Genomic DNA, 25477 nt, shown 5'->3' on the forward strand with positions numbered 1-25477 from the left:
AAAAATAGCAATTACTGCTGCCAACATGCTAAATAATAGGGTATTCTCTTCTGGTATGATCACAACAGTAAATTCCTGTACTGCAAACAAATGGTATTGGGAAAGATTTCATAAAACTATGAAGAATGTGTTTTTTTTGACATGGGCACGAGACAGAAGATCTATTCTTCTCTTGAATTGCTATAAAAAGATCTAAATGAGTGATTATTTAATTATAATTATATGAGACTACATTCTGGAAATATAGTAAGACTCATATGCAAACTTTTGAGAACAGTAAAAAGCTGGCTCTTGAAAAGAAATAATGAGATACTATCTTTTAAGTATTATGTTTAACAGTAACACTTAACTGACAAATATTCTAATAATTTATAGTGTATGTAAGATTAAATCTTGATTAGTTAAACTTATGCAGATTTATTTTAAACCATACTATAGCATCAGTAGCAAATTATAAAAGTAATTTGTGACTCACTGATTATCTAAGCTATACGCTATGTTATACTAAATCCTTAGCAATTTCTTGGGGAAACATATACTGTGCATAGAATAGTGCTTTAATGTGATCTCAAAGGAGAATATAGAGTTGCAATTATTTGTCAATCTCTAAAAAATATTACAAATTTGAAAATAACATGTGGATATGATGAGCATATAGTCAGTTTAAATTCATGATCAATTTTTATCTGTATATAGTTAGGATAAATCATCATTTTTTAAAGTATAATCCTATTTAACATAAGATTTGTTTTTCTGAGTAAAGCATATTACAGTTTAATTATATATTAATTAAGCTGTGGCATGAAATTAAAGCTCCACAGGCAAAACGAGATGTATATAAAGATACCAAAGAAAAAGGATTATTGCTAATTATATCATATGGTGGTAGTAAAATATTTTACTTGGGTACAGTACTGAGTAAAAAGTATCATAGAATCAAAATAGGTGTATTCCCTGATTTATCAATTCATGATGCTAGAGTAAAAGCATCTGAATTAAAAGGTGAGATCGCCAAAGGATATAATCCTGTAGAAGAAAAAGCTAGATTATCCAAAGAACTGACCTTTAAGGAGCTTTATGATAAATACCTTAATGAATATAGTAAAATTAATAATAAAAGATGGAAAGATTATGCCGCTTCTGTAGATAGATATGCAAAACATTTATATCCTAGAAAAATATCTACTATTCAAAAAACAGATATTCAAGAGTTATTCAATAACTTAACTCAAACTGGTAAATATGGAGCTAATAGATTTCTTGAAGTTTTAAGTCCTGTATTTAGTAAAGCAATAGAATGGGAATTGCTTACAATAAATCCAGTTATTGGCATAAAGAAGCACAAGGAACAATCCAGAGACAGGTATTTAACTAGGGAAGAAATACCACGATTTTTTACAGCAATAGCAGAAGAGAAAAATCAAGTAATGAAAGATTTTTTCTTAATAGCTTTGTATACATCAGTTCGTAAGGATAATTTACTTACTATGCATTGGGAACAGGTAAGTTTTGCTGATAAACAATTATATCTTTACCTTTATTAGATCAGGCAGTAGAAATATTAAAAGCCAGGAAAGAGCAATCTGATAGCATTTGGGTATTTCCAAGTGAGACAAGCAGTAGTGGTCATTTGCAAGAACCAAAGAAAGCATGGAAGAGGATTTGTAAAAAGGCAGGAATAGAAAATTTAAGAATCCATGATTTAAGAAGAACAATACCAAGCTGGATGGCAATGACTGAAGCAAATCAATATGTAATAGGACAGCTTCTAAATCATAGAGATCCAAGATCAACGGTAGGTTTATACTAGACTTGCCACTGATACTGCTCGAGAATATATGCAAAAAGCCATTAATGAAATGATCTCTACAGTTCAACAGTAATAAACATAGTAAAACTTATATAGCTAGGAGGGTACATATATGCCATATAAAACAATGATTGATAACTTAAAAGATAATCAAAGTTTATCTCTTAGTAATATAGGAGAAGGCGATGTTAAATCTCTAGCTCAAGCTCTAAAAGGTACTCAAATTACTAGACTTGATCTTAGTAATAATAACATAGGATGTAATGGTCTTAAGTATTTAACTCAAATTTTGAGAGACACTCAAATTACCACACTTAATCTTAAAAATAATAATATAATGGATGAAGGTGTAAAATATCTTACTGAATCTCTAAAAGAAACACAAATTACTGAACTTGATTTGAGTGAAAATAAAATTGGAAGCGATGCAGCACAATACTTAAATAAGATGCTGAGTAATACTAAAATGAGGTCTCTTTATCTTGATATCCATTACACAGAAGATGGTGATGTTAATAAGTATATATCTCAAAGATCATATTGTGATATTAAGAATATTCATATTACTATCCATAATAATAAAATAGGCATTAAGGGTGCTCAATATCTAAATAAAACCTTTCAAAATATTGCAATTGCTGAGCTTACACTTGATAGTCAAAACTTAGAAGCCGATGATGCTCAATATCTGGCCCAAGCTTTCAAAGATACTAAAATTAGTGAGCTTAAAATGTCTTACGATCATATTATGCAACTTAATGGTATTCAATATTTAGTTCAAGCATTTAAAGATAGTCAAATTGCCAAATTAAATGTACATGCAGAAAAAATAAGAACTACAGGTGCTCAATATTTAGCTGAATTTTTAAGAGAGGTTAAAGTTTTAGATCTTGATCTTCGTCTAAATTACATGGGAGATGAAGGTATGAAATATTTAGTACCAGTACTTAAAAATAGTGATATTATGTATATTGATCTTGCATGGAATGATATAGAAGCTGAAGGAGCTAGATATTTATCTGAAATCTTACAAAATTCTAAGATTCTTTTTATAGATTTGTGCAATAATAGTATAGGAACTGATGGTGCTAGGTATCTAGCAGATGGTTTGCCATATAGCCAAGTCACTGGTATTCATCTTCATGGAAATATGATTGAATATGCAGGATATCAATATCTTATTGATGTTGTTGATAATACTAATATATCTTGGGTTAATTTACATGGCAATAATATAGAAGCAGGATTAGAAGCAGGAACCAAACTATGGCCTTATAGCATACCAAGAAATACTACTCCTGTTGAATGTAAAATACGTCATGTATTTAAAGAATTAGTATCACTAAATCCTATGAGTAATGAGTTTGAATTTATTGTACCTAGAAAAAATACATACCCTCCTGTTGATATTGATCAATATGCTTTTTTGGTTAGAACTTTAAATGATAATCCAAATTCTAAGGTACATATTTTCGATATGATGTGTAAAAAGGATCATGGTAATGATTATGATTTTAATATAATGAACAATATTAATGAATTTATAGCAATAATGCCGAACAAATTTAATACATTTATTGATAGTAAATTACCGGACTTAGTAGAATCATTTGGCAGTTATAACTACGTAAATCTTGTAAAGCAATTTGAAGATATGAAACTGTATGATATTGTTCAAAATCTATTATTACATAGGGTATTATATTATGTAGATGAAAACCAGGAAATTTTACATCCATATATTTACAAGATGTTAGATAAATATAGTATGCCTTTATATAATGAACAGCTTGAACCGAATAAAAAAGAAGAAATAATTGCTTATTATCAAAGTCATCAAGAAATTGATGGTGTACAGGAAATTATAGATTTGTTAGGATCAGAATCTTTTAAGTAAAATTAATAATAAACCTAATTTAAACTTACTTTATTGATAGAAAATTGAATTGGTACATTTTCATTATTTTCTATAAGGAAACGATAATATTGTTTTGCAATATCCACAGCATCATAACTACAGCAAGACTGGATAGCAAGTTTTAAACATTCTAGTTTTAACTCTACATCATTTCTAAACATACACAACTCACCAATAATTTATTTCGTTAATATTAGCAAAATTACTGCTAGTTATCAACAAATTCATGGATAGAGCTATAGATTCTATCTCCAGATATCCACAGTTTTATATGGATTACAGTTTTTTTATGGCTTAAAACTCCACTGGCAATGTAAAAATTAGGATGTTAATGTCATGACTAGCAAAACTTGTCTATTAACGCCTCTATTAATGGAAATATCACTTAATTAATATGGATAATAATTGTGCTAATCAAAGATTATATTGGTCACTATCTACTTCCTTAAAATATATGGGACTGAGCTTAGATGAGTGGTTAGTTATCTTATTTGGTATAGTACCTGGGATAGTATTACTGAATAGTGGACATGCTAAGCTTGGAATAATATGCATTATAGCTGGTATTGTACTTTGTTATGCATTTAAAAAGTTTAAGAAACTATCAGAATATTTTGTACTTAAGAGTTATTTAGTCGCTAAGAAATGGCTATATGCTCCTACTTCTTACCTTACGAGTCTTCTTGGGATGATTAAAACAATATTAGATAAGTTTTTTAAAGAACATTTAGATTTTGTTAAGGGCTCTGGAATTTGCTCAGTATTTTTTCCTAAAAAAATAAAAGTCATTGCGGATGGAGTATTAATTAATGGAACATTTCGTTATTGGTTTGGAGAGAGTAAGCATATAGCAGCTGATAAAACTTATTTGTTAACCTACAAGCGAGGAGCAAATCATTTATTATTACTTACAGGTATTAAGGAAGAAGAGGCAAATAAGCAATGAAAAGTTTACAGTCAGAGTTACAGATATTAGTAGTTTTTGTTGGCATAATGCTTGCAAGCTTTAGTAGTAATACTTACGCTATAGGTTACATGCTGATTCTTTGTTAGAGCTGCAAATAGCTAAAGACGATCCTACTAGAATTAATATCGAAGGAGAAAAGATTAACGATATTTTTATTCATCCGGAGGAGGCTGCAGAAGTAGTAGTACATGATTCGGGCTGTTTATTTATTTTACCGCAGCAAGATAAAGTCAAGCTTTACTTAACTCTAATTGGGGAAAATGGCACGATCCAAGATTTAATGCTGAATTTTACTAAAAGCAAACCAGCACCGATTAGACTCATTAAGTTTGATTTAGAACAAGAAGTAACAAAGTTAACTAATAATAAGGAAGAGAAGCATCATGAATGTAAAAAACAAAGATGTAATAGAAAAAGAAAATAATAAACAGTATTTAAGGATAATATATCCTTTATTGCCAGTATTATTAATTTTTTGTGTAAATGTAACACTATCTGAAGTTGCTTTAGGAGAAACATTAGAAGGACAGTTAGATCGCATTGGTGGACTCTCTACTGGTAAACTTAAAACTATCGGGATATCAGGAGCAACGATTTTATCATCAATCTGGGCAGTGGTCAGGGGTAATTTAAGACTTGCCGGAGCAATTGTAGCTATTGGTATTATTTTAGGGTTTTATTTAGAGTGGGTCTCTAGTGGGATGAAAATCAGTTAGATAATTAAGATATTGATTAAAAGCAATGGATCAAGCTTTCAATAAGCAGGAAGAATTACAAACTACTACTGATTATTCGCAAAATAGCACAAATTATAGTAATTATCAAAATTATTCTGGGAATAAAGTGACAAGTTTTACTAGGCAAAAACTAAATTGCAAGAACGTTTTACTCCAGATAATGGGACTTATGAAATGACAGATATTGATTTGCAGTCAGAACAACAATATCCGGGTAATTTTTAATGATTGTAAGTTGATGCCATAGTACAGTAGAGGATTATAAATTACCATCTGCATTTAGTAAAAGATTATTAGGGCTTATAGAGATAATTAAAAACAGACCATTAGTAACTCTAACTTGCCTAGGAGTAATAATGGTTTTGGTATTTTATGGATTGTCGGAAAATGAGGTAAAAACTTCCCGAGGTTTACAAGAAGATAGACAATCAAGGGAAATATCTGGAATAGAGCGGGCAATAGATCCAAGGGCTAAATGGACTGCAGAAATATTAAATGAAGTTAAAAACATGCAGAACCATTTAGAGAAGTTAATCGAGAATAAATATTTAGAAACTAAAACTAAAATTGATGATTTTAGTCAAAAGTTAGAATCATTAGAGAATCCTCTTAAAGAAACTATATTATATGCTGGCAATGATTTTAACAATAATCAAAAAATAGAAGATTTACTAGATAATAACCTTGAGCAAAACATTGCTGCTGCTCCTACTGCTCCAGTAAAAAGATTACTTGGTTATGTAAAAAGAGCTGACTTAAGGATTAAAAAAGACTTTAAAGATTATATTACTACCGGCAGCTTTGCAAGAGGGGTGCTGCTTACTGGAGTAGTGGTTGGAACTGGCACTAATAATGCAGCTTCACCTGAGCCTATAATGGTAAGGCTTGTTGATACAGCTATTTTTTCTAAAGGGTATAAAACGGAGCAAATCAAAGAAGCAATTTTAATTGGTTCATGCACTGGGGATATTTCATCAGAGCGGGCTAAATGCCGGTTAGAGACGGTATCTTTACTAAATAGTAATGGAGAGATAATTGAAAAACCAGTAGAAGGGTGGTTAATAGGAGAAGATGGTAGGCCTGGAATTAAAGGGATAGTTGTTGATAGATCATCAGATGTTGCAAGAATGGCGGTACTTAACGGCGTACTTGGCGGGATAGCACAATTTTTCCAGAACCAGGCAAGCAATAGCATATTTCCGGTGTCACCGATTACCGGTCAGCAAAATGCCTTAAAAGCTCAGGATTCTCTAAAAGCCGGTGTTTATGCCGGCACTGGTAATGCTTTAGAAAAGCTTGCTGATTTTGCAATTAAACGGGCAGAAAGTATGAGTCCAGTGATTGTTGTCGCTTCAGGTAGAGTAATAGATGTAGTATTTAGAAAAGGTTTTGATTTAAGAGATAATAAAGAATCAGGTAAAGTAGATAGATTACTACCACCAATAGAAGCAATTTTGATTGCCCGCTGCCCCAAGGACTAAAATGTAAATCTTTATATGAAGTAAATAAAATGGCTGATCAGAATATGTTTAATCCAAATAATAATAATGATAAGCCTAATTTTAAATCGAGATGCTCTGGAAGGTATAATAATGACATCAGAAATTGATAAAGATTTTGCTCGGGAAAGACTAGCTAAACATTTTGTTTATGAATCATATGATGAGGAGAATAGCTTGTTTTTTAATAGAGCTTCAGTAGGATTTGTCCTGCTTGGCTGGCCACTGGTTGGGACAAGCTTGCAAGCTCAAGGAGAGATAGCTGAATTTTTAAAAAGTGATGAGAATTTACCGGTAGGCAGTAGTTTTGAAATATTGATGATTGGCTCTGATCATATAAGAGAATATCTAAATAACTGGCAATTACATAGAAAAGGTACAATTTTTACTGAGCTTAGTAGTAGAAGAGTAAAGTTTCTAGAGCAAAAAGCAAAGGAAAAGGGAAATATCAAAGATGTAGTTTTATTAATTTCAGTAACTATTCCGACGCTGACGATTGATATTAATGAGATGATACGAAGAAGAGAAATATTGCAAGATACATTTAAATCAATTGGCCTTACTACTTACAATGTTGAGGCAACATTGCTATTAAAATTTGTGCGTTTAATATTTGGCTGGAGGGAAGAAGAACATCCTGAACTTAACCCTTATGAAATATTATCTGAGCAGATTTTACCTAGTAATTTTTCTTTATATGAGAAGGAAGATTATGTAAGTCTTAATGACAATCAAATATTTATTGCTCTAGAGGCAGGAAAAAGACCTTCTGAGTGGCGATTATCAGCGATGGATTTATTCTTAGGCAATGAACTAAGACGTGATGAATATATTAGAGCAAATTTTTTAATTCATTTTGGTTTGCAGATTATACCAAATCAATTAGTTGCAAAAACAGCAGCAATTACCAAAAGAGAAGTTTGATCCAAAATGTGATAAGATACTTAATCCTTTGCAAGAGAATACTTCAGCATGGCTACCGTGGAATGATTGTCATGAAATTTGGGATTATTTTGTTAGGATCTTTAAAAACAGTGCAGTAGCCGGTATAATTAGTAGTAGTGCACCTGAGACTTCTTCAGGTATTCAAGCAACTATTAGTAAAAATATTGAAGTGTTGCAACATTTAAAGCCTAAAGGTAGTTTTAGTATTAGAAAGTGGTTTACTACGGATTTTAAATGGCTTTCTATTTTACCACTATACTGGACTTTACAAGCTTAAAAATTGTATCCAACATTGATCTGTTCAAGAAAAAATTTGCAGAATTTCTTAGCACTTATCATTATGCAGTTGACTTCCATAATTTATTGATGATTCATGATGATTATAACAATCAAAAATGCAAATTATCTATATGGATAATGTCATAAAACGTAGATTAAAATTAGAACAAAAAAAAGCTAAAATTATTACTGAAGAAGCAAGACTTAAAATTCAAGAACGAAAAGCTCGTACTTGTCGTTTAATTGAAATCGGTGGCTTAGTTGTTAAAGCTAAACTTGATGATTTACCCACTAACAGTTTACTAGGTGCTTTTGTTTCTTTAAAAGAAAAATTAATACAACATCCGAGTATCCAAGATCACTGGACTAAAATCGGCAAAAATATTTTTGATAATCACGAATTAAGATAATTTAATATTAATATCATATATAAAATTTTAAATATTTAAATTAAGGAGTAGATAAATTGTATATTATCTGATACCATTATATGGTATTTAAAACAGTCAAGTAATGATAGAATATATTAAACATAATGAAGGAACATTTACTTCATTAACAACAGAACAAAAGAAAGCTGTAGGATTATTATCAATTGGAACATTTTTAGAATATTTTGATTTGATGCTCTATGTTCACATGACAGTTTTACTTAATGAGTTATTTTTTCCTAAAGCAGACCCTCATACTCAAGCTATTTACTCTGCCTTTGCATTCTGTTCTACTTATGTGATGAGACCTGTTGGAGCCATAATTTTTGGCTTAGTTGGTGATATGATGGGTCGTAAAGCAACTATAATTATTACTACATTCTTAATGTCGTCTTCATGTCTTGCAATGGCTCTTGTCCCAACTTATGCTGAGAAAGGATTCATTGCTACTATAATAGTGATAACATGTCGTATTATTCAAGGTCTATCTTCTATGGGTGAAATAGTTGGAGCACAACTATACTTACTAGAAATCACAAAACCTCCTATACAATATCCTATTGTTTTAATGACATCAGTATTTGCTAACTTAGGAGGTATGATAGCCTTAGCTGTTGCATCTTTGGTTACCTCATTTGGATTTAACTGGCGTATAGCGTTTTTGATTGGAACTATAATAGCAATTGTTGGAGCAGTTGCTAGAACTGCTTTACGGGAAACTCCCGAATTTGCTGATGCGAAACGCCGTGTTAAGAAAAATATTACTTTAATACAAAAAACTACAGATAATCCATTAAAAGATAATCTTATTTACAATGAAAGTGTCAATCTAAAAACAGTCTTCTTTTTATTATTAATATCATGTGGTTGGCCAATATGTTTTTATTTTACTTATATTTATTGTGGTGAAATTTTAAAAAATTCTTTTAATTTTACAGCAGAAGCAGTTATTCATCATAATTTCATTGTCGCAATAGTAAATTTTTGTGCTTACTTAATATTAACTTATTTAAGTTATATTATATACCCATTAAAAATTCTTAAGGTTAAATTAGTAATATTTTTTATTTTTGCTCTAATTTGCCCTTATTTACTAAATAATATTACTACTTCTGTTCATTTGTTTTTAATTCAATCATTTGTAATGTTATTTTTTCTTAGTGCCAATCCAGCTATGCCAATTTTTCTAAAGCATTTTCCAGTTTTTAAACGATTTAGAACAGCAAGTATTATTTTTGCTTTATCGACTGTTTCTATGAATATTATTATATCTTTTGGTCTTGTATATTTAACAAAATATTTTGGCCATTGGGGAATACAAATGATACTATTTCCAATAATAATAGGATTTACACTTGGATTAAATTATTTCAATAATTTAGAAAAAAATAAAATATCATGTTTATTTTAGAAACAAAAATAGAAGAATTTATTTTAAATAATTCAGATCTAAAAGATGTTCATGCTGCGACCATATTTGCTTTTGATGATAAAAAATTAATAACATCATTTTTTGGTAAAACACGATCTGAATCAGGTAAGTCAGAAGAAAATAATAGCATTTGGATCAGTTTAGGATTTAAAAGTAATAATCATTATCAATGGACTACTCCAGAAAGAATCGTTTCACCGCAATATTTCTGTGATCATCATATCTCTCTAAAGCAAGATAATGGAATAATCAGTTGTGGAAATCCAGTAATTACTTTCTTTAATAATCAGTTACTCATTTTTAGTAAGATTGGACCTTATCCAAGAACATGGAGTGGAATATTATCTCGTTCTTATGATCAGGGATTAACATGGCAAAAACCAGAACTATTACATGGTATTTTAGGACCAGCACGTAATAAGCCACTAATTTATGAAAATAATATTTTATCTCCATGTTCTCGAGAAAGTTGTATTGATGATTTTTCATATATAGAATATTCATCAGATTTACATACATGGAATTTAAGTAATCCTATATTACCATCCAACCCTCAAATTTTTCAAAAAGGTTACAGAGGTCTTATACAGCCAACTTTAGTTAGTAGTAATTTACCAAATAAAATCATAATGTTAGTAAGACCTAGAAAAACTGATTCCTTAATGTCTACTTACATACACAGATCAATATCTATAAATAAAGGAATATATTGGAGTAATTTAGAACCAGTAAACTTATTAAACCCTGATAGTGCCATTGATGCCATTAATTTAGGTGATGATACATTACTACTCGCATATAATCGAGTAATCAATCATCACAAATCACGAAATATATTAAGCTTAGCTTTATCCAATGATGAAGGCTTTAATTGGCACCCTATTACTATTAGAAATTCTATCTATCCTGAAGGGGATATAGAATATAATAACATCCTGTCTGCAGAATATTCATATCCTGCTATTATTATGAGTCCTGATAACAATGAAATTCATGTAATATATACATTTAATAGAATTAACCTAAAGCATAAAGTATTTCAATTACTACCAAAATAATCTATTCTATAAATAATCAAGTAGTATGCTAAATTATATTTATAGCTTCAGTGTTGTGTTTAAAATAACTCCCAAACTTTCTAAGATTATTAGTGAGCAATGTATTTTCCTTTAATCTATTTTGATGTGTAGCATTGAAACATAATCGATAAAAGTGTTTTTCTAATGATGAAATTCCAAGGTAAGGCATCAAAACAATAAAATTTATTAAAGTTTCATTTATAATTTTTTTAGCTTTTTCAGGAGATTTAGCACCTATTGTCTGTATATTATGCAGTCTATCAAATAACTTTATCAGAAGTACATCATGTTTCTTCTCTTTGTATAACATCTCTACCATTTCAGCAGAACTAATCTTTATACCATTTTCCTTAATCCTCGTCAAATCCATTACTTGATTGGTTATATTCTCTCCAAATTCCTGTAATATTTTCTCTTTGGTAAGTTCTGTATCCTCTATAGTATCATGCAATATACTAGTTACTAGTATATCTGTTCTAAATAAGTAATCTGATATCATATATGCTACTTCTATCGGATGTGAATAAAATGGTTCTCCTGATTGACGCATCTGACTACCATGATATTTCTTAGCATAGTATATAGCTTTCTTTACCTCCAATACACCCACTGGTGGTACTTTTACTACACTATTTAAATATATTACTTTATCTAATAACTTCTTAGCATAAATACATATCTCAAAATTTGTTTGATAACCTTCTATCTTTTTCATTAATGCTTATTAATTATTTTTAATACTTTTTACCTAAATTTTCCAAATAATCCTATATCTTTTATTCTCTTATTCAGCTCTGATGGATCTACTAATAAGGTTATTATAGGAAGCATTTGAGTAATGTTTGTGTTTATAGTAGTTGATAAAAATTCCTTTTGACCATATTGTTCCAAAACAACTTTATTGTTTATGGTAGCCAATAATGTATTGTATGTTGTGTTAATTATATCTGTTTTTGGTGAGGGTGGCTTAAATATTGATCTGATATTGGAATCTTCATGTCTCTTTGTATAAGTTATAGTTGCCGGAAAAGCACATTCAGCTAATATTGATTTGTAAGTGATGTTAATAAAAACACTATTATGTTCGAATAATAGATTACTTGCCGGAATCTGTACTACTGCTAAAGGTACTAATTTATATTCTAAAATATTACGCAAATTGAGATTTATATTTAGAGAAAAGTTGTAAGGTATAGTATTATTGTCTTTTACCAGATAAATTATTATTATACGTTATATATTCTGGGATGGTGAGTCTACAACACAATCTAGTTTTGAATTAGCTGCAAGTAGATTAGGTTTTACAGGTTATAAAAAAGCAGATCAAAATATAAGTGCAGCAGAGCACCAAGAGGCTTTACTAAGGCAACTCCAAATTGCAGGTTATTTCCAACCGGAAAAGTTATGGGAAAGTATTAATCGTCTAGGGATAAAGAATCCTATAACAACTTTTAAACAAATATATCCTACCATAAGGAAATCCAAAGCAGATCAAAGTGATCCTAACAAATTTAATGCTAAGATACTACGCAAAAACCTAGGAAAAGGAACAGAATTAGATGAACAAGATGTCATGGATTTACTTTTTTATATTTCTCAAAGTGCTTTTGGTCGCAAACCTGGCCAGGAACGTAATGAACTATCTTCCCAAGACTGGATGAATAAATATGAGAAAGAATATTTAACAAATGCAAAAGTGCTACGTCTTATTGATCGTGAGATTCCAGAACATCAATACTATGACAGTGCTTGGATAGCTGGGGCATCTCGAATAGGTGTAATGGCTCGTATCATAGATTACTATAATACACTATCAACATATAATATTAAAGTAAGTGATGAAACATCAATATTAGCAGGAGAGCGGGAATTATGGGCTAATATTGATGGCATTACACCTATGGTACGTGACAAGTTGATTGAAGCTTATAAAACAAAAACTGACTTAGATAAACTGGATATTTCTCTACCAGTAGGAGAGGATCAAGCTCGTGTAGCAGAAGGTAAAGAATACATAGAAGGTTTAGCTGCACGGTATAATATCAGATTGAATAAATCATCACCATTTATTCAATACAAGACAAAAGAGGAATGTCCTCCAGGATATTTTCCTGCTAGAGTATATCCTAATTATTTAGAAGGAGAAAATCGTAAACTAACAGAAAGTTTAATGTCCCAAGATTTACTTACTACTTATCACTTAAATAATAGTAAGACTATTACTGTAATTAACACGTTAACAGAGCAACACCAGAGGCCTAATACTACTAGTACAGCTCGTGACGCTGCAAAAAAATTAGTGGAGTGTATTATTAACGGTGCGTATGAGGGTAAGAAAGAATTTGTCATCCTATTTGAAACAAACAATCCATATATTGAGCGTCAAACTATTGTCACCCAACGAGAAGTAAATAAAGCATTACAAGAGCATAAATTAAGCGACAATGGATATATTATAAAAGTCGAAGGTGTCGGCTTTAAGTGCAAACAAGATATTGCTACAATACATTCTGAGTTCGCCGCATTAATATCAGAAAAATGGAAAAATGCGATTGAATACCAAAAAGCAGATGGTATATCACCAAAACGGTCTATTGAAGATTTACAATTTCAAACTCGTGATAGTTCTGGAATTATCTCTTCTCAACCCGATATTTCTAAAGTCGATCTATCAGGACACTGGTTACAAGATCTGTTTGACGAGTACTTACCATAGAATATTAGTGTCCTACATTATATTGGTTCTAAGATTCCAGCTTAGAGTTGGTATCTTGTTCATTATTTGACATAGAATTTACAAGTTTGATTTTTCATATAATACTTCAGCTCTCCTAATTTTTACTATTTTATCATATTGCTCTGTTTGAATTTTAATTTGTTGATTTTTACTTGTAAATATTTCTTAGCTTCTACAAAATCAAAAATTTTTTCTCTTTGTAATAAGGTAAATAAGTCTTCCCTTTATTAAAATCGTACTATATACCAGCTTTACTGCCATCTATCTTCATCGCTATCTTACCATCTTTTTTCCAGCGTAGTACTTGACTATTTGATAAATGCTTATTTGAACTGCCTAGCAAATTTCTTCCTATAGCTTCTGCTTTAAATGATAATCTTTGCTTCAATTCCAGTGCTTCTTGTTTCTTAATAGAATTAATAATCTATTTTATTTTTTGCCATAACCTCCTCTTGTAACCTAACACTTATTGTTATATCTTGTTGATTACAACTTTTGAGGTTGTAAGAAGAGCGAAAACACTCTTCTTGACTTTTATGGTTTGTGACAAAATTTGTGCTAGTGCTTCTTAGGATTCCTGATACTTTAGCAGGTGGCTCTGACTTTACTCTTAAGCGATAGTAATTATCATTACTGTGTAATCTATTATCAATATCTTCTATTACTCCTTCCCGCTATCTGTTTTAGTAACAAACTAATCGTTACTTACTAAAGTTATCATTGAAAATTCACCATTTTCTATTTGTAAATCTTTGATTAATGCCATTTACTTCAGCATTACACATGGTTCTGATGCAACCTATAATATTTTGCCCATAATTGGTGGCAATTTTATAAGCCTCAGCAAGTACTTGAGAGTTTTGTTTTATCTTACCAGTTACTAGAGGATAGATTACTCAAGAAGGATAAAATTACCAACAAAATTATAGAAGATGATTGAATTTTGATCACCATGATCATGTGTTACACAATCATTAGTAAAATCCGAGCAGCATATAGTGTACATAAGCCCTCAACTTAAACATCAGTAAGAGGTATTTCAAGGCAGTTATAGTACTAATTTTTAAAACGTGATGAGCATATAAGCAGCATACGGGGCAGGGAGCTAAAAGTAGTAAATTATGAAAGGCTTGATTGGATGCTGGTGGGTGATGAGGGAATCGAACCCCCGACCTTTACGATGTCAATGTAACGGTTCGTTTTACCTTACTTTTTGCCTTTTTCTTATAAACCAATTTATACCTCACAACTCTTTATATGTTAAGGGTTTTTTCTTACTACCAATACTATGCTTTAACTTTAGTAGAGTTGCAATAATTTGTCAATCTTTAAAAAATATTAGAAATTTTAAAATAGGATATGGATATAATGAGCATATAGCGAGTCAAATTTTATGATCAATTTTTACCTTGCAATTTACTTGGACCTTTTGAATTTATGAATCAATAATTACAATTATTAGTTGTTTATATTGTAAAAGTAATAATCAAGTTCATTGTAATTATATTTGATATAGAATTTGCTATTACAATTAAAACATACTACAGTTTTAAATATATATTTCGGTTAAGCTATGGTAGGTAATATTATGCCAGTTAAATCATTACTTTTTACTAAAGAAATGCTTCAAGAAATAAAAGCTCCAGAAGCAAAGCGAGATATATATAAAGATACCAAAGAAAAAGGATTATTGCTAATCGTCTCATACGGTAGTAGTAAAATATTTTATTTAGGAGTGGTACTTAGTAAAAAGTATCATAGAATCAAAATAGGAGTATTTCCCTATCTATCTATTATTGATGCAAGACTCAAAGCATCTGAGTTAAAAGGGAAAATTGCTCAAGGATATAATCCTATAGAAGAAAAAGCTAGATTATCTAAAGAGCCTACCTTTAAAGAGTTTTATGATAGATACCTTGATGAATACAGTAAAATTAATAATAAAAGATGGAAAGATTATGCTGCTTCTGTAGATAGATATGCAAAACATTTATATAATAGAAAAATATCAACCATTCAAAAAGCAGATATTCAAGAATTATTTAATAAATTGACGAAAACTGGTAAATATGGAGCTAATAGATTTCTTGAAGTTTTAAGTCCTGTATTTAGTAAAGCAATAGAATGGGAATTATTAACAGTAAATCCAGTTATTGGCATAAAGAAGCACAAGGAACAATCTAGAGATCGATATTTAACTAGGGAAGAAATACCACGATTTTTTACAGCAATATCAGAAGAGCAAAACCAGGTAATGAAGGACTTTTTCTTAATAGCTTTGTATACATCAGTTCGTAAGGATAATGTACTTACTATGCGTTGGGAACAGATTAGTTTTGCTGATAAACAGTTATATCTTCCAGATACTAAGAATGGTGATCCTCACCGTTTACCTTTATTAGATCAGGCAGTAGAAATATTAAAAGCCAGGAAAGAGCAATCTGATAGCATTTGGGTATTTCCAAGTGAGACAAGCAGTAGTGGTCATTTGCAAGAACCAAAGAAAGCATGGAAGAGGATTTGTAAAAAGGCAGGAATAGAAAATTTAAGAATCCATGATTTAAGAAGAACAATACCAAGCTGGATGGCAATGACCGGAGCAAATCAATATGTAATAGGACAGCTTCTAAATCATAGAGATCCAAGATCAACGGCAGTTTATACTAGACTTGCCACTGATACTGCTCGAGAATATATGCAAAAAGCCATTAATGAAATGATCTCTACAGTTCAACAGTAATAAATATAGTAAAACTTATATAGCTAGGAGGGTACATATATGCCATATAAAACAATGATTGATAACTTAAAAGATAATCACAGTTTATCTCTTAGTAATATAGGAGAAGGCGATGTTAAATCTCTAGCTCAAGCTCTAAAAGGTACTCAAATTACTAGACTTGATCTTAGTAATAATAACATAGGATGTAATGGTCTTAAGTATTTAACTCAAATTTTGAGAGACACTCAAATTACCACACTTAATCTTAAAAATAATAATATAATGGATGAAGGTGTAAAATATCTTACTGAATCTCTAAAAGAAATACAAATTACTGAACTTGATTTGAGTGAAAATAAAATTGGAAGCGATGCAGCACAATACTTAAATAAGATGCTGAGTAATACTAAAATGAGGTCTCTTTATCTTGATATCCATTACACAGAAGATGGTGATGTTAATAAGTATATATCTCAAAGATCATATTGTGATATTAAGAATATTCATATTACTATCCATAATAATAAAATAGGCATTAAGGGTGCTCAATATCTAAATAAAACCTTTCAAAATATTGCAATTGCTGAGCTTACACTTGATAGTCAAAACTTAGAAGCCGATGATGCTCAATATCTGGCTCAAGCTTTCAAAGATACTAAAATTAGTGAGCTTAAAATGTCTTACAATCATATTATGCAACTTAATGGTATTCAATATTTAGTTCAAGCATTTAAAGATAGTCAAATTGCCAAGTTAAATGTACATGCAGAAAAAATAAGAACTACAGGTGTTAAGTATTTAGCTGAATTTTTAAAAGAGGTTAAAGTTTTAGATCTTGATCTTCGTCTAAATTACATAGGAGATGAAGGTATGAAATATTTAGCACCAGCACTTAAAAATAGTGACATTATGTATATTGATCTTGCTTGGGATGATATAGAAGCTGAAGGAGCTAGATATTTAGCTGAAATCTTACAAAATTCTAAAATTCTTTTTATAGATTTGTGCAATAATAGTATAGGAGCTGATGGTGCTAGATATCTAGCAGATGGTTTGCCATATAGCCAAGTCACTGGTATTCATCTTCATGGCAATATGATTGAATATGCAGGATATCAATATCTTATTGATGTTGTTGATAATACCAATATATCTTGGGTTAATTTACATTGCAATAATATAGAGACAGGATTAGAAGAAGGAACCAAACTATGGCCTTATAGCATACCAAGAAATACTACTTCTATTGCATATGAAATACGTAATGTATTTAAAGAATTAGTATCACTAGATCCTATGAGTAATGAGTTTGAATTTATTGTACCTAGAAAGAATACATACCCTCATGTTGATATTGATCAATATGCTTTTTTGGTTAGAATTTTAAATGATAATCCAAATTCTAAGGTACATATTTTCGATATGATGTGTAAAAAGGATCATGGTAATGATTATGATTTTAATATAATGAACAAGATTAATGAGTTTATAGCAATAATGCCGAACAAATTTAATACATTTATTGATAGTAAATTACCGGATTTAGTAGAATTATTTGACAATTATAACTATGTAAATCTTGTAAAGCAATTTGAAGATATGAAACTGTATGATATTGTTCAAAATCTATTATTACATAGGGTATTATATTATGTAGATGAAAACCAGGAAATTTTACATCCATATATTTACAAGATGTTAGATAAATATAGTATGCCTTTATATAATGAACAGCTTGAACCGAATAAAAAAGAAGAAATAATTGCTTATTATCAAAGTCATCAAGAAATTGATGGTGTACAGGAAATTATAGATTTGTTAGGATCAGAATCTTTTAAGTAAAATTAATAATAAACCTAATTTAAACTTACTTTATTGATAGAAAATTGAATTGGTACATTTTCATTATTTTCTATAAGGAAACGATAATATTGTTTTGCAATATCCACAGCATCATAACTACAGCAAGACTGGATAGCAAGTTTTAAACATTCTAGTTTTAACTCTACATCATTTCTAAACATACACAACTCACCAATAATTTATTTCGTTAATATTAGCAAAATTACTGCTAGTTATCAACAAATTCATGGATAGAGCTATAGATTCTATCTCCAGATATCCACAGTTTTATATGAATTACAGTTTTTTTTATTATGGCTTAAAACTCCACTGGCAATGTAAAAATTAGGATGTTAATGTCATGACTAGCAAAACTTATCTATTAATGGAAATATCACTTAATTAATATGAATAATAATTGTGCTAATCAAAGATTATATTGGTCACTCTCTACTCCCCTAAAATATATGGCCTTAAGCTTAGATGAGTGGTTAGTTATCTTACTTGGTATAGTACCTGGGATAGTGTTACTGAATAGCGGACATGCTAAGCTTGGGATGATATGCATTATAGCTGGAGTTGTACTTTGTTATGCATTTAAGAAGTTTAAAAAATTATCGGAATATTTTGTACTTAAGAGTTATTTAGTCGCTAAGAAATGGCTATATGCTCCTACTTCTTATCCTAATTTACTTGGTAAAAAGGTAGGTAAGTAATGGATCATTTATTTAAGCAAAGCGGGGTTCAGCAGCTAGTTAAATATAATAAGAGATTATTGCTTATTACATTGCTGCTTGCAGTTACGAGTCTTCTTGGGATGATTAAAACAATTAGCACGGAAGAAAAATGGTTATTAATTCCAGCAATAGAGCCAGATCGTCGGATGATAGTATCATCCAAAAGCTATCATGAGACTTATCTTAAAGAATGGGCAGTGTTTGTAATGAAGGAATTATTTACTACTTCGCCTGAGGAAGTAGAGAGGCAAATAGCAGATATGAAGGTGGTGTCTAGTAATACAGAGCAGCTGGATAAATTTTTTAAGGAACATTTAGATTTTGTTAAGGGCTCTGGAATTTGCTCAGTATTTTTTCCTAAAAAGGTAAAAGTCATTGAGGATGGAGTATTAATTAATGGAACATTTCGTTATTGGTTTTCTGAGAATAAGCATATAGCAACTGATAAAACTTATTTGTTAACCTATAAGCGAGGAGCAAATCATTTATTATTACTTACAGGAATTAAAGAAGAAGAGGTAAATAAGTAATGAAAAGTTTGAAGTCAGAGTTACAAATCTTAGTAGTGTTTATTGGAATAATGCTTGCAAGCTTTAGTAGTAATGCTTATGGGATAAGCTATATGTTACATGCTGATTCTTTGTTAGAGCTGCAAATAGCTAAAGATGCTCCAACTAGAATTAACATAGAAGGAGAAAAGATCAATGATATTTTTATTCATCCTCAAATCGCCGCAGAAGTAGCAGTGCATAATTCAGGTTGTTTATTTATTTTGCCACAGCAAGATAGCAGTAAACTGTATCTCACTCTAATTGGAGAAAATGGTACGGTCCAAGATTTAATGTTGAATTTTACTAAAATCAAACCAACACCAATTAGACTTATTAAGTTTGGTTTAGAACAAGAAGTAATAAAGTTAACTAATAACAAAGAAGAGAAGCATCATGAATGTAAAAAACAAAGATGTAATAGAAAAAGAAAATAAAAAACAGTGTTTAAGAATAATATATCCTTTATTGCCGGTATTATTAATTTTTTGTGTAAATGTGATACTATCTGAAGTAGCTTTAGGAGAAACATTAGAAGGACAGTTAGACCGCATTGGTGGACTCTCTACCGGTAAACTGAAAACTATCGGGATATCAGGAGCAACGATTTTGTCATCAATCTGGGCAGTGGTCAGGGGTAATTTAAGGCTTGCTGGAGCAATCGTTGCTATTGGTATTATTTTAGGGTTTTATTTAGAGTGGGTCTCTAGTGGTATGAAAATCAGTTAGATAATTAGGATATTGATTAAAAGCAATGGATCAAGAGTTCAATAAGCAGGAAGAATTACAAAGTACAGTAGAGGATCATAAATTACCATCTACATTTAGTAAAAGATTATCAGAACTCATAGAGATAATTAAAAACAGACCATTAGTAACTTTAGCTTGCATAGGCGTGATAATGGTTTTGGTATTTTATGAATTTGCCGAAAATGAGGTCAAAACTTCCCGAGGTTTACAAGAAGATAGACAATCAAGGGAAATATCAGGGATAGAGCAGGCAATAGATCCAAGGGCTAAATGGACTGCAGAAATATTAAATGAAGTCAAAAACATGCAGAATCATTTGGAAAAGCTAATAGAGAATAAATATTTAGAAACTAAAACTAAAATTGATGATTTTAGTCAAAAGTTAGAATCATTAGAGAAGCCTCTTAAAGAAACTATATTATATGATGGCAATGATTTTAATAATGATCAAAAGATAGAAGATTTATTAGATAATAACTTTGAGCAAAGCATTGCTGCTGCTCCTACTGCTCCAGTAAAAAGATTACTTGGTTACGTAAAAAGAGCTGATGTGGAACTCAAAAAAGATTTTAAAGATTATATTACTACTGGTAGCTTTGCACGGGGGGTGCTGCTTACTGGTGTGGTGGTTGGAACTGGCACTAATAATGCAGCTTCGCCTGAGCCCATAATGATAAGGCTTGTTGATACAGCTATTTTTTCTAAAGGCTATAAAACGGAGCAAATCAAAGAAGCAATTTTAATTGGTTCTTGCAGCGGGGATATATCATCGGAGCGGGCTAAATGCCGGTTAGAGACGGTATCTTTACTAAATAGTAATGGAGAGATCATTGAAAAACCGGTAGAAGGATGGTTAATAGGAGAAGATGGTAGACCTGGAATTAAAGGGATAGTTGTTGATAGATCATCAGATGTAGCAAGGATGGCGGTGCTTAACGGCGTACTTGGCGGGATAGCACAATTTTTTCAGAACCAGGCAAGCAATGGCATATTTCCGGTGTCACCGATTACCGGTCAGCAAAATGCCTTAAAAGCTGCTGACTCTCTTAAAGCCGGTGTTTATTCCGGTACCGGTAATGCTTTAGAAAAGCTTGCTGATTTTGCAATTAAACGAGCAGAAAGTATGAGTCCGGTAATTGTTGTCACTTCAGGTAGAGTAATAGATGTTGTATTTAGAAAAGGTTTTAATTTAAGAGAGAATAAAGAAGCTGCTAAAGTAGATAGAGTACTACCACCAACTACTACTGATTATTCGCAAAAGGAAGCAAATTATAGTAATTATCAAAATTATGCCGGGAATAAAGTGACAAGTTTTACTATTTTACTCGGGATAATGATGATTATGAGATGACGGATATTGATTTGCAGTCAGAACAACAACATCCGGGTAATTTTTAATGAATAATAAAATAATTAATCTGCTTTTGTTATCGATGTTAAGCTTTAGCGTTGCTAATTGTAAGTTGATGCCATATAGAAGCGATTTTGATTGCCCGCTGCCCCAAGGACTAAAATGTAAAGCTTTATATGAAGTAAATAAAATGGCTGATCAGAATATGTTTAATCCAAATAATAATAATGACAAGCCTAATTTTAAATCGATATGCTCTACTAGATGCTTTGGAAGGTATAATAATGATATCAGGAATTGATAAAGATTTTGCTCGGGAAAGACTAGCTAAACATTTTGTTTATGAATCATATGATGAGGAGAGTAGCTTGTTTTTTAATAGAGCTTCAGTAGGATTTGTCCTGCTTGGCTGGCTACTGGTTGGGACAAGCTTGCAAGCTCAAGGAGAGATAGCTGAATTTTTAAAAAGTGATGAGAATTTACCGGCAGGAAGTAGTTTTCAAATATTGATGATTGGCTCTGATCATATAAGAGAATATCTAGATAACTGGCAATTACATAGAAAAGGGACATATTAATGAGATGATACGAAGAAGAGAAGTATTGCAAGATACATTTAAATCAATTGGGCTTGCTACTTACAATGTTGAGGCAACATTGCTATTAAAATTTGTCCGTTTAATATTTGGTTGGAGGGAAGAAGAACATCCTGAACTTAATCCTTATGAAATATTATCTGAGCAGATTTTACCTGGTAATTTTTCTTTATATGAAAAGGAAGATTATGTAAGTCTTAATGATAATCAAATATTTATAAGCTTAGAGGCAGGAAAAAGACCGGCAGAGTGGCTTTTATCAGCCATGGATTTGTTTTTAGGTAATGAGCTAAGACGAGATGAATATATTAGATCAAATTTTCTGATTCATTTTGGTTTGCAAATAGTGCCTAATCAAGTGATAGCAAAAACAGCAGCAATTACTAAAAGAGAAGCTTTAGAGAGAAATATTAATGCTGGGATGGGTAAATTCTTTCCTAACTTAGCTAGTGAAGCACAAGATTTAGCAGGAGCAGTAGCGTGCTTGCAAAGTGGCGATAGAGTAGTAAATATCCACTTAAATGTCATTATGTGGGATAAGAAGAACAAAGCCAAAGGGGCAGCATCACAGTTTTGCTCACAGCTTCGTCGAAGTGGTTGGTATTTTGTCCCTTGTAAATATGATCATTTAGCGGTGGTACTTGCTAGTTTACCGATGCAGTTAGTTGAAGCAGCACCTAATTCTTTAGTGGGTAAATTTAATAGATTCAATAACATATTTAATAAAAAGACTCGGGGAGTTGGCATAGCATTATCAAATCTTGGTAGAGGCATAAAAACTATTGCTTCAGAAAGTAAGGTGTTACTTCCTATTATTGGTGAATGGAAAGGGGATTTAAGCTCTCCTGGAATGCTGCTTACTGGTAGAAGAGGACAGATAATGTATTGGTCTCCCTTTGGCTCAGCATTAATTGGCTCAAATTTATATAGCACAGCTGCAACTCCAAATGAAAATTTTAATCTTTGTATAGCAGGAGTGCCAGGCTCTGGTAAGTCAGTGTTTATGCAAGAACTAATGCTATCGGTCTTAGGCACTGGCGGCAAAGTGTTTGTTCTTGATTATGGTAGATCATTTAAAAGAACCTGTTTGCTACTGGGCGGTAATTATATTGAATTTGATGTAAAAAATCCTATTTCTATTAATCCATTTTCAGAAATTCCAGCAGACGGCAGCGAAGGCTCAATTGAAGCACAGGCAGATTTTTTAGCAAGTTTTCCATCGATTCTAGCTACTATGGCAGCTCCGCAATATGGAACTAATGATTTGCAACAACCAATGCTGCAAAAGGCGTTAATAGCTGTGTGGCAAGAAAAAGGCAATAAAGTTGAGATAACTGACATAGCAGATTGGTTGCTTAAAAGAGAAGAATCTTACGCACAGGAACTTGGTAATATGTTATTTCCGTTCACCAGAGATGGACAATATGGCAAGTTTTTTAGTGGTAAGGCAAAATTATCCTTAAACGCAGATATAGTAGTAATTGAAACTGATCATCTTCGTAGTAGCCCGGCACTACTTGCAGTAATTGTACAAATCATGATTGTTCATATTAACCAGAGCATGGTTAAAGGTGATAGGAAGCGTCCTTTTCTAATCATGATTGATGAAGCATGGAAATTACTATCTGGCAAAAGATCTGGAGAATTTATTGAAGAAGCAGGAAGAATTGCAAGAAAATATAACGGCTCAATTACTCTTGCTACTCAGCAATTAACTGATTACTTTAGAGAGGAAGGATCAGCAGCTGAAAAAGCTTTTGAGAACTCATCACATAAAGTTATTTTAAAGCAAAATCCTGAGAGCTTTAAAGCAATGAGAGCAAGCCCTAAGCTTGCAGGTTTTGTCGATGAGGACTGGAAGCTAAATTTACTACAATCAATTCATTCAAACCCGCCGCATTATAGTGAAGCAGCGATTTATGGACCAAGTGTTAACGGAGTTGTAGCAAGGTTAATGTTAGACCCATTTACTCTGATGCTAACATCTACTAATGCTAGGGATTACCAAGCCATAGAAGATAGAATGATCGCAGGAATGAGCGTTACAGATGCCATCAATAATATACTGGATGAGAGAGTTTTTTTTGTCAATACCGGCTGAAAAATGATACAGATTTCTAATATTACAATGGTTGAAAATTAATACAGCACACACTATGCTATGTTGAATAATTAATTGCTTAATATTGAGATATTATTACAGTTATTCCTTATCAAAATATACTTTTATAGGGGTTAAAATCATCTTGGAGCAACATAGCATAAATTTTGAATGATAATACTGTATCAATTTTTATCCGTTGTTCTGTATCATTTTACTTCCGTTGCTAACAGCTTAAAAACGTGGCAAAATATGACAGGGTATTTAGATCTAAAAATTATTATTATAAGTTCCTTTGTTTTATTTGTTATTATGTTGAAGGTAAGTTATGTAAATGCACACAATAATAATTTGGCTATAAGCATAGATAATAATTCTAAAATAGAAATTAGAGATTATGAAGTCCAAGGTCATGTATTTCCAATTATTGGAGAGTCATTACTAGAAGTCATTATGGCTAAACTTCAAATAGCAAAACAAAATGGCGTTTTAGAGAAAATGCAGGAAGAATTTAAAAATAAGGTACAGCAAAAAATATCAAGACCAACTCCGGTATTGGCTCTAGCAAAAGCAAGCATAAACCGAAATTGGCACTATGATCCGAGCTTTATACAAAAGACAGATGTAAAAGATCAAGCAGGAAACATCATAGTAAAAGTTGGCACAAATGTAAATCCTTTGGAGAAAATAAGCTGGGGAGAAGCTTTAATATTTATTGATGGTGATGATGAGCAGCAAGTTAAGTGGGCTAAATCAAAAATAGGAAAATTAGTACTCACGAGTGGCAATCCTATTAAGCTAGCACAAAAGTTAAATAAGCCAGTGTTTTTTGATCAAGGTGGCGTGCTTACTACTCGTTTTAAAATAAAAGCAGTACCGGCTATTGCCCGGCAGGAAGGTAAATTACTTAAAATTAGCGAAATCAAGATTAATTAAAATGTTATAGTATTTAAGTAAAAATTAAGGTGTGAATAAAAACTGATAAAATCCGGAGGT

General features: G+C 31.3%; 19 protein-coding genes and 8 pseudogenes. 22 read left to right on the top strand and 5 right to left on the bottom strand.

The annotated features are described in order from the left end of the window. Nucleotides 1-764 precede the first annotated feature (764 nt). Both AAGW17_RS03990 and AAGW17_RS03995 read left to right on the top strand, forming a co-directional pair. Nucleotides 765-1883, top strand: a pseudogene (locus AAGW17_RS03990) (tyrosine-type recombinase/integrase). Between the two features lie 39 nt (nt 1884-1922). Then, a complete protein-coding gene (locus AAGW17_RS03995; RefSeq protein WP_347938760.1) occupies nt 1923-3707 on the top strand; it encodes a hypothetical protein in 1785 nt (594 codons plus the stop codon). A 14-nt stretch (nt 3708-3721) separates the two neighbouring features. Here AAGW17_RS03995 and AAGW17_RS04000 read toward each other — a convergent pair whose 3' ends face one another. Further along, nucleotides 3722-3889, bottom strand: a complete 168-nt coding sequence (locus tag AAGW17_RS04000) for a hypothetical protein (RefSeq protein ID WP_008579907.1) — start codon at nt 3887-3889, stop codon at nt 3722-3724. A 233-nt stretch (nt 3890-4122) separates the two neighbouring features. On the opposite strand from AAGW17_RS04000, the gene AAGW17_RS04005 reads away from it, so the two are divergent. From AAGW17_RS04005 to AAGW17_RS04050, 10 genes and pseudogenes are all read left to right on the top strand, one after another. Beyond that, on the top strand, nt 4123-4674 hold the full coding sequence (locus tag AAGW17_RS04005) for a hypothetical protein (RefSeq protein WP_347938761.1): 552 nt from the start codon (nt 4123-4125) through the stop codon (nt 4672-4674). Then, nucleotides 4671-5119: pseudogene (locus AAGW17_RS04010) on the top strand (hypothetical protein). Before AAGW17_RS04005 ends, AAGW17_RS04010 begins: the two are co-directional and overlap by 4 nt. Beyond that, nucleotides 5079-5411 carry a hypothetical protein gene (locus tag AAGW17_RS04015; protein WP_347938763.1) on the top strand — a complete coding sequence of 111 codons (333 nt, stop codon included), beginning with the start codon at nt 5079-5081 and terminating at the stop codon, nt 5409-5411. The pseudogene AAGW17_RS04010 and the gene AAGW17_RS04015 overlap by 41 nt, the downstream one beginning before the upstream one ends. A 377-nt stretch (nt 5412-5788) precedes the next feature. After that, entirely contained in the window at nt 5789-6913 is a 1125-nt protein-coding gene (locus tag AAGW17_RS04020; RefSeq protein ID WP_347938765.1) for a TraB/VirB10 family protein, read from the top strand. After that, nucleotides 6877-7041 (top strand): annotated as a pseudogene (locus AAGW17_RS04025) (conjugal transfer protein TraV); the annotation flags it as partial. The gene AAGW17_RS04020 and the pseudogene AAGW17_RS04025, both read left to right, overlap by 37 nt. Beyond that, a pseudogene (locus AAGW17_RS04030) lies at nt 7025-7849 on the top strand (TraC family protein); the annotation flags it as partial. The pseudogenes AAGW17_RS04025 and AAGW17_RS04030, both read left to right, overlap by 17 nt. Nucleotide 7850: 1 nt before the next feature. Next, nucleotides 7851-8123 (top strand): annotated as a pseudogene (locus AAGW17_RS04035) (type IV secretion system DNA-binding domain-containing protein); the annotation flags it as partial. Nucleotides 8124-8271: 148 nt separating this feature from the next. Continuing rightward, nucleotides 8272-8565 carry a conjugal transfer protein TraD gene (locus tag AAGW17_RS04040; RefSeq protein ID WP_347938766.1) on the top strand — a complete coding sequence of 98 codons (294 nt, stop codon included), beginning with the start codon at nt 8272-8274 and terminating at the stop codon, nt 8563-8565. 103 nt (nt 8566-8668) lie between these two features. Then, nucleotides 8669-9997 (top strand): MFS transporter, encoded by a 1329-nt coding sequence (locus AAGW17_RS04045; protein ID WP_347938767.1) that lies wholly within the window; start codon nt 8669-8671, stop codon nt 9995-9997. After that, nucleotides 9985-11076 carry an exo-alpha-sialidase gene (locus AAGW17_RS04050; RefSeq protein ID WP_347938768.1) on the top strand — a complete coding sequence of 364 codons (1092 nt, stop codon included), beginning with the start codon at nt 9985-9987 and terminating at the stop codon, nt 11074-11076. The genes AAGW17_RS04045 and AAGW17_RS04050 overlap by 13 nt, the downstream gene beginning before the upstream one ends. Nucleotides 11077-11104: 28 nt before the next feature. On the opposite strand, the gene AAGW17_RS04055 is transcribed toward AAGW17_RS04050, so the two are convergent. Both AAGW17_RS04055 and AAGW17_RS04060 read right to left on the bottom strand, forming a co-directional pair. Continuing rightward, nucleotides 11105-11812, bottom strand: a complete 708-nt coding sequence (locus tag AAGW17_RS04055) for an HD domain-containing protein (protein WP_347938769.1) — start codon at nt 11810-11812, stop codon at nt 11105-11107. Nucleotides 11813-11841: 29 nt separating this feature from the next. After that, on the bottom strand, nt 11842-12255 hold the full coding sequence (locus tag AAGW17_RS04060) for a hypothetical protein (protein ID WP_347938770.1): 414 nt from the start codon (nt 12253-12255) through the stop codon (nt 11842-11844). Nucleotides 12256-12754: 499 nt separating this feature from the next. On the opposite strand from AAGW17_RS04060, the gene AAGW17_RS04065 reads away from it, so the two are divergent. Continuing rightward, nucleotides 12755-13813, top strand: a complete 1059-nt coding sequence (locus AAGW17_RS04065; RefSeq protein WP_347938771.1) for a hypothetical protein — start codon at nt 12755-12757, stop codon at nt 13811-13813. An 84-nt stretch (nt 13814-13897) separates the two neighbouring features. On the opposite strand, the pseudogene AAGW17_RS04070 reads toward AAGW17_RS04065, so the two are convergent. Next, nucleotides 13898-14505, bottom strand: a pseudogene (locus AAGW17_RS04070) (hypothetical protein); the annotation flags it as partial. Between the two features lie 902 nt (nt 14506-15407). Between AAGW17_RS04070 and AAGW17_RS04075 the strand changes: the two are divergent. Both AAGW17_RS04075 and AAGW17_RS04080 read left to right on the top strand, forming a co-directional pair. Continuing rightward, complete coding sequence (locus tag AAGW17_RS04075) at nt 15408-16574, top strand: tyrosine-type recombinase/integrase (protein ID WP_347938772.1); 1167 nt, start codon at nt 15408-15410, stop codon at nt 16572-16574. Between the two features lie 39 nt (nt 16575-16613). After that, nucleotides 16614-18398 carry a hypothetical protein gene (locus tag AAGW17_RS04080; protein WP_008579905.1) on the top strand — a complete coding sequence of 595 codons (1785 nt, stop codon included), beginning with the start codon at nt 16614-16616 and terminating at the stop codon, nt 18396-18398. Between the two features lie 14 nt (nt 18399-18412). Here AAGW17_RS04080 and AAGW17_RS04085 read toward each other — a convergent pair whose 3' ends face one another. Then, nucleotides 18413-18580, bottom strand: coding sequence for a hypothetical protein (locus AAGW17_RS04085; RefSeq protein WP_008579907.1), 168 nt, complete (start codon nt 18578-18580; stop codon nt 18413-18415). Between the two features lie 225 nt (nt 18581-18805). Between AAGW17_RS04085 and AAGW17_RS04090 the strand changes: the two genes are divergently transcribed. From AAGW17_RS04090 to traW, 7 genes and pseudogenes are all read left to right on the top strand, one after another. Next, nucleotides 18806-19114, top strand: coding sequence for a hypothetical protein (locus tag AAGW17_RS04090; protein WP_008579908.1), 309 nt, complete (start codon nt 18806-18808; stop codon nt 19112-19114). Then, nucleotides 19114-19665, top strand: a complete 552-nt coding sequence (locus AAGW17_RS04095; protein ID WP_008579909.1) for a TraE/TraK family type IV conjugative transfer system protein — start codon at nt 19114-19116, stop codon at nt 19663-19665. Before AAGW17_RS04090 ends, AAGW17_RS04095 begins: the two co-directional genes overlap by 1 nt. After that, nucleotides 19665-20120 (top strand): hypothetical protein, encoded by a 456-nt coding sequence (locus AAGW17_RS04100; RefSeq protein ID WP_011477114.1) that lies wholly within the window; start codon nt 19665-19667, stop codon nt 20118-20120. Before AAGW17_RS04095 ends, AAGW17_RS04100 begins: the two co-directional genes overlap by 1 nt. After that, the gene (locus AAGW17_RS04105; RefSeq protein ID WP_008579911.1) at nt 20080-20412 is read left to right on the top strand and encodes a hypothetical protein; all 333 of its coding nucleotides are present in this window, start codon (nt 20080-20082) and stop codon (nt 20410-20412) included. The genes AAGW17_RS04100 and AAGW17_RS04105 overlap by 41 nt, the downstream gene beginning before the upstream one ends. 25 nt (nt 20413-20437) lie before the next feature. Further along, nucleotides 20438-21831, top strand: a pseudogene (locus AAGW17_RS04110) (TraB/VirB10 family protein). A 237-nt stretch (nt 21832-22068) separates the two neighbouring features. Further along, nucleotides 22069-24481 (top strand): annotated as a pseudogene (locus AAGW17_RS04115) (TraC family protein). A gap of 252 nt (nt 24482-24733) precedes the next feature. Then, nucleotides 24734-25417: a type-F conjugative transfer system protein TraW gene (gene traW, locus AAGW17_RS04120; protein ID WP_347939415.1), complete on the top strand. Its 684-nt coding sequence runs from the start codon at nt 24734-24736 to the stop codon at nt 25415-25417. The last annotated feature ends 60 nt before the right edge of the window (nt 25418-25477 follow it).

This window comes from Rickettsia sp. Oklahoma-10 (assembly GCF_039954865.1).
Taxonomy (GTDB): Bacteria; Pseudomonadota; Alphaproteobacteria; order Rickettsiales; family Rickettsiaceae; genus Rickettsia; species Rickettsia oklahomensis.

Excerpts from the sequence above, each read along its gene's own strand:
- AAGW17_RS04050 (WP_347938768.1), top strand. The coding sequence starts at position 9,985 with ATGTTTATTTTAGAAACAAAAATAGAAGAATTTATTTTAAATAATTCA.
- AAGW17_RS04090 (WP_008579908.1), top strand. The coding sequence starts at position 18,806 with ATGAATAATAATTGTGCTAATCAAAGATTATATTGGTCACTCTCTACT.
- AAGW17_RS04100 (WP_011477114.1), top strand. The coding sequence starts at position 19,665 with ATGAAAAGTTTGAAGTCAGAGTTACAAATCTTAGTAGTGTTTATTGGA.
- AAGW17_RS04075 (WP_347938772.1), top strand. The coding sequence starts at position 15,408 with ATGGTAGGTAATATTATGCCAGTTAAATCATTACTTTTTACTAAAGAA.
- AAGW17_RS04065 (WP_347938771.1), top strand. The coding sequence starts at position 12,755 with ATGAATAAATATGAGAAAGAATATTTAACAAATGCAAAAGTGCTACGT.
- AAGW17_RS04045 (WP_347938767.1), top strand. The coding sequence starts at position 8,669 with ATGATAGAATATATTAAACATAATGAAGGAACATTTACTTCATTAACA.
- AAGW17_RS04105 (WP_008579911.1), top strand. The coding sequence starts at position 20,080 with ATGAATGTAAAAAACAAAGATGTAATAGAAAAAGAAAATAAAAAACAG.
- AAGW17_RS04000 (WP_008579907.1), bottom strand. The coding sequence starts at position 3,889 with ATGTTTAGAAATGATGTAGAGTTAAAACTAGAATGTTTAAAACTTGCT.
- AAGW17_RS03995 (WP_347938760.1), top strand. The coding sequence starts at position 1,923 with ATGCCATATAAAACAATGATTGATAACTTAAAAGATAATCAAAGTTTA.
- AAGW17_RS04085 (WP_008579907.1), bottom strand. The coding sequence starts at position 18,580 with ATGTTTAGAAATGATGTAGAGTTAAAACTAGAATGTTTAAAACTTGCT.
- AAGW17_RS04040 (WP_347938766.1), top strand. The coding sequence starts at position 8,272 with ATGCAAATTATCTATATGGATAATGTCATAAAACGTAGATTAAAATTA.
- AAGW17_RS04080 (WP_008579905.1), top strand. The coding sequence starts at position 16,614 with ATGCCATATAAAACAATGATTGATAACTTAAAAGATAATCACAGTTTA.
- AAGW17_RS04005 (WP_347938761.1), top strand. The coding sequence starts at position 4,123 with ATGGATAATAATTGTGCTAATCAAAGATTATATTGGTCACTATCTACT.
- traW (WP_347939415.1), top strand. The coding sequence starts at position 24,734 with ATGACAGGGTATTTAGATCTAAAAATTATTATTATAAGTTCCTTTGTT.
- AAGW17_RS04015 (WP_347938763.1), top strand. The coding sequence starts at position 5,079 with ATGAATGTAAAAAACAAAGATGTAATAGAAAAAGAAAATAATAAACAG.
- AAGW17_RS04095 (WP_008579909.1), top strand. The coding sequence starts at position 19,114 with ATGGATCATTTATTTAAGCAAAGCGGGGTTCAGCAGCTAGTTAAATAT.
- AAGW17_RS04020 (WP_347938765.1), top strand. The coding sequence starts at position 5,789 with ATGGTTTTGGTATTTTATGGATTGTCGGAAAATGAGGTAAAAACTTCC.
- AAGW17_RS04055 (WP_347938769.1), bottom strand. The coding sequence starts at position 11,812 with ATGAAAAAGATAGAAGGTTATCAAACAAATTTTGAGATATGTATTTAT.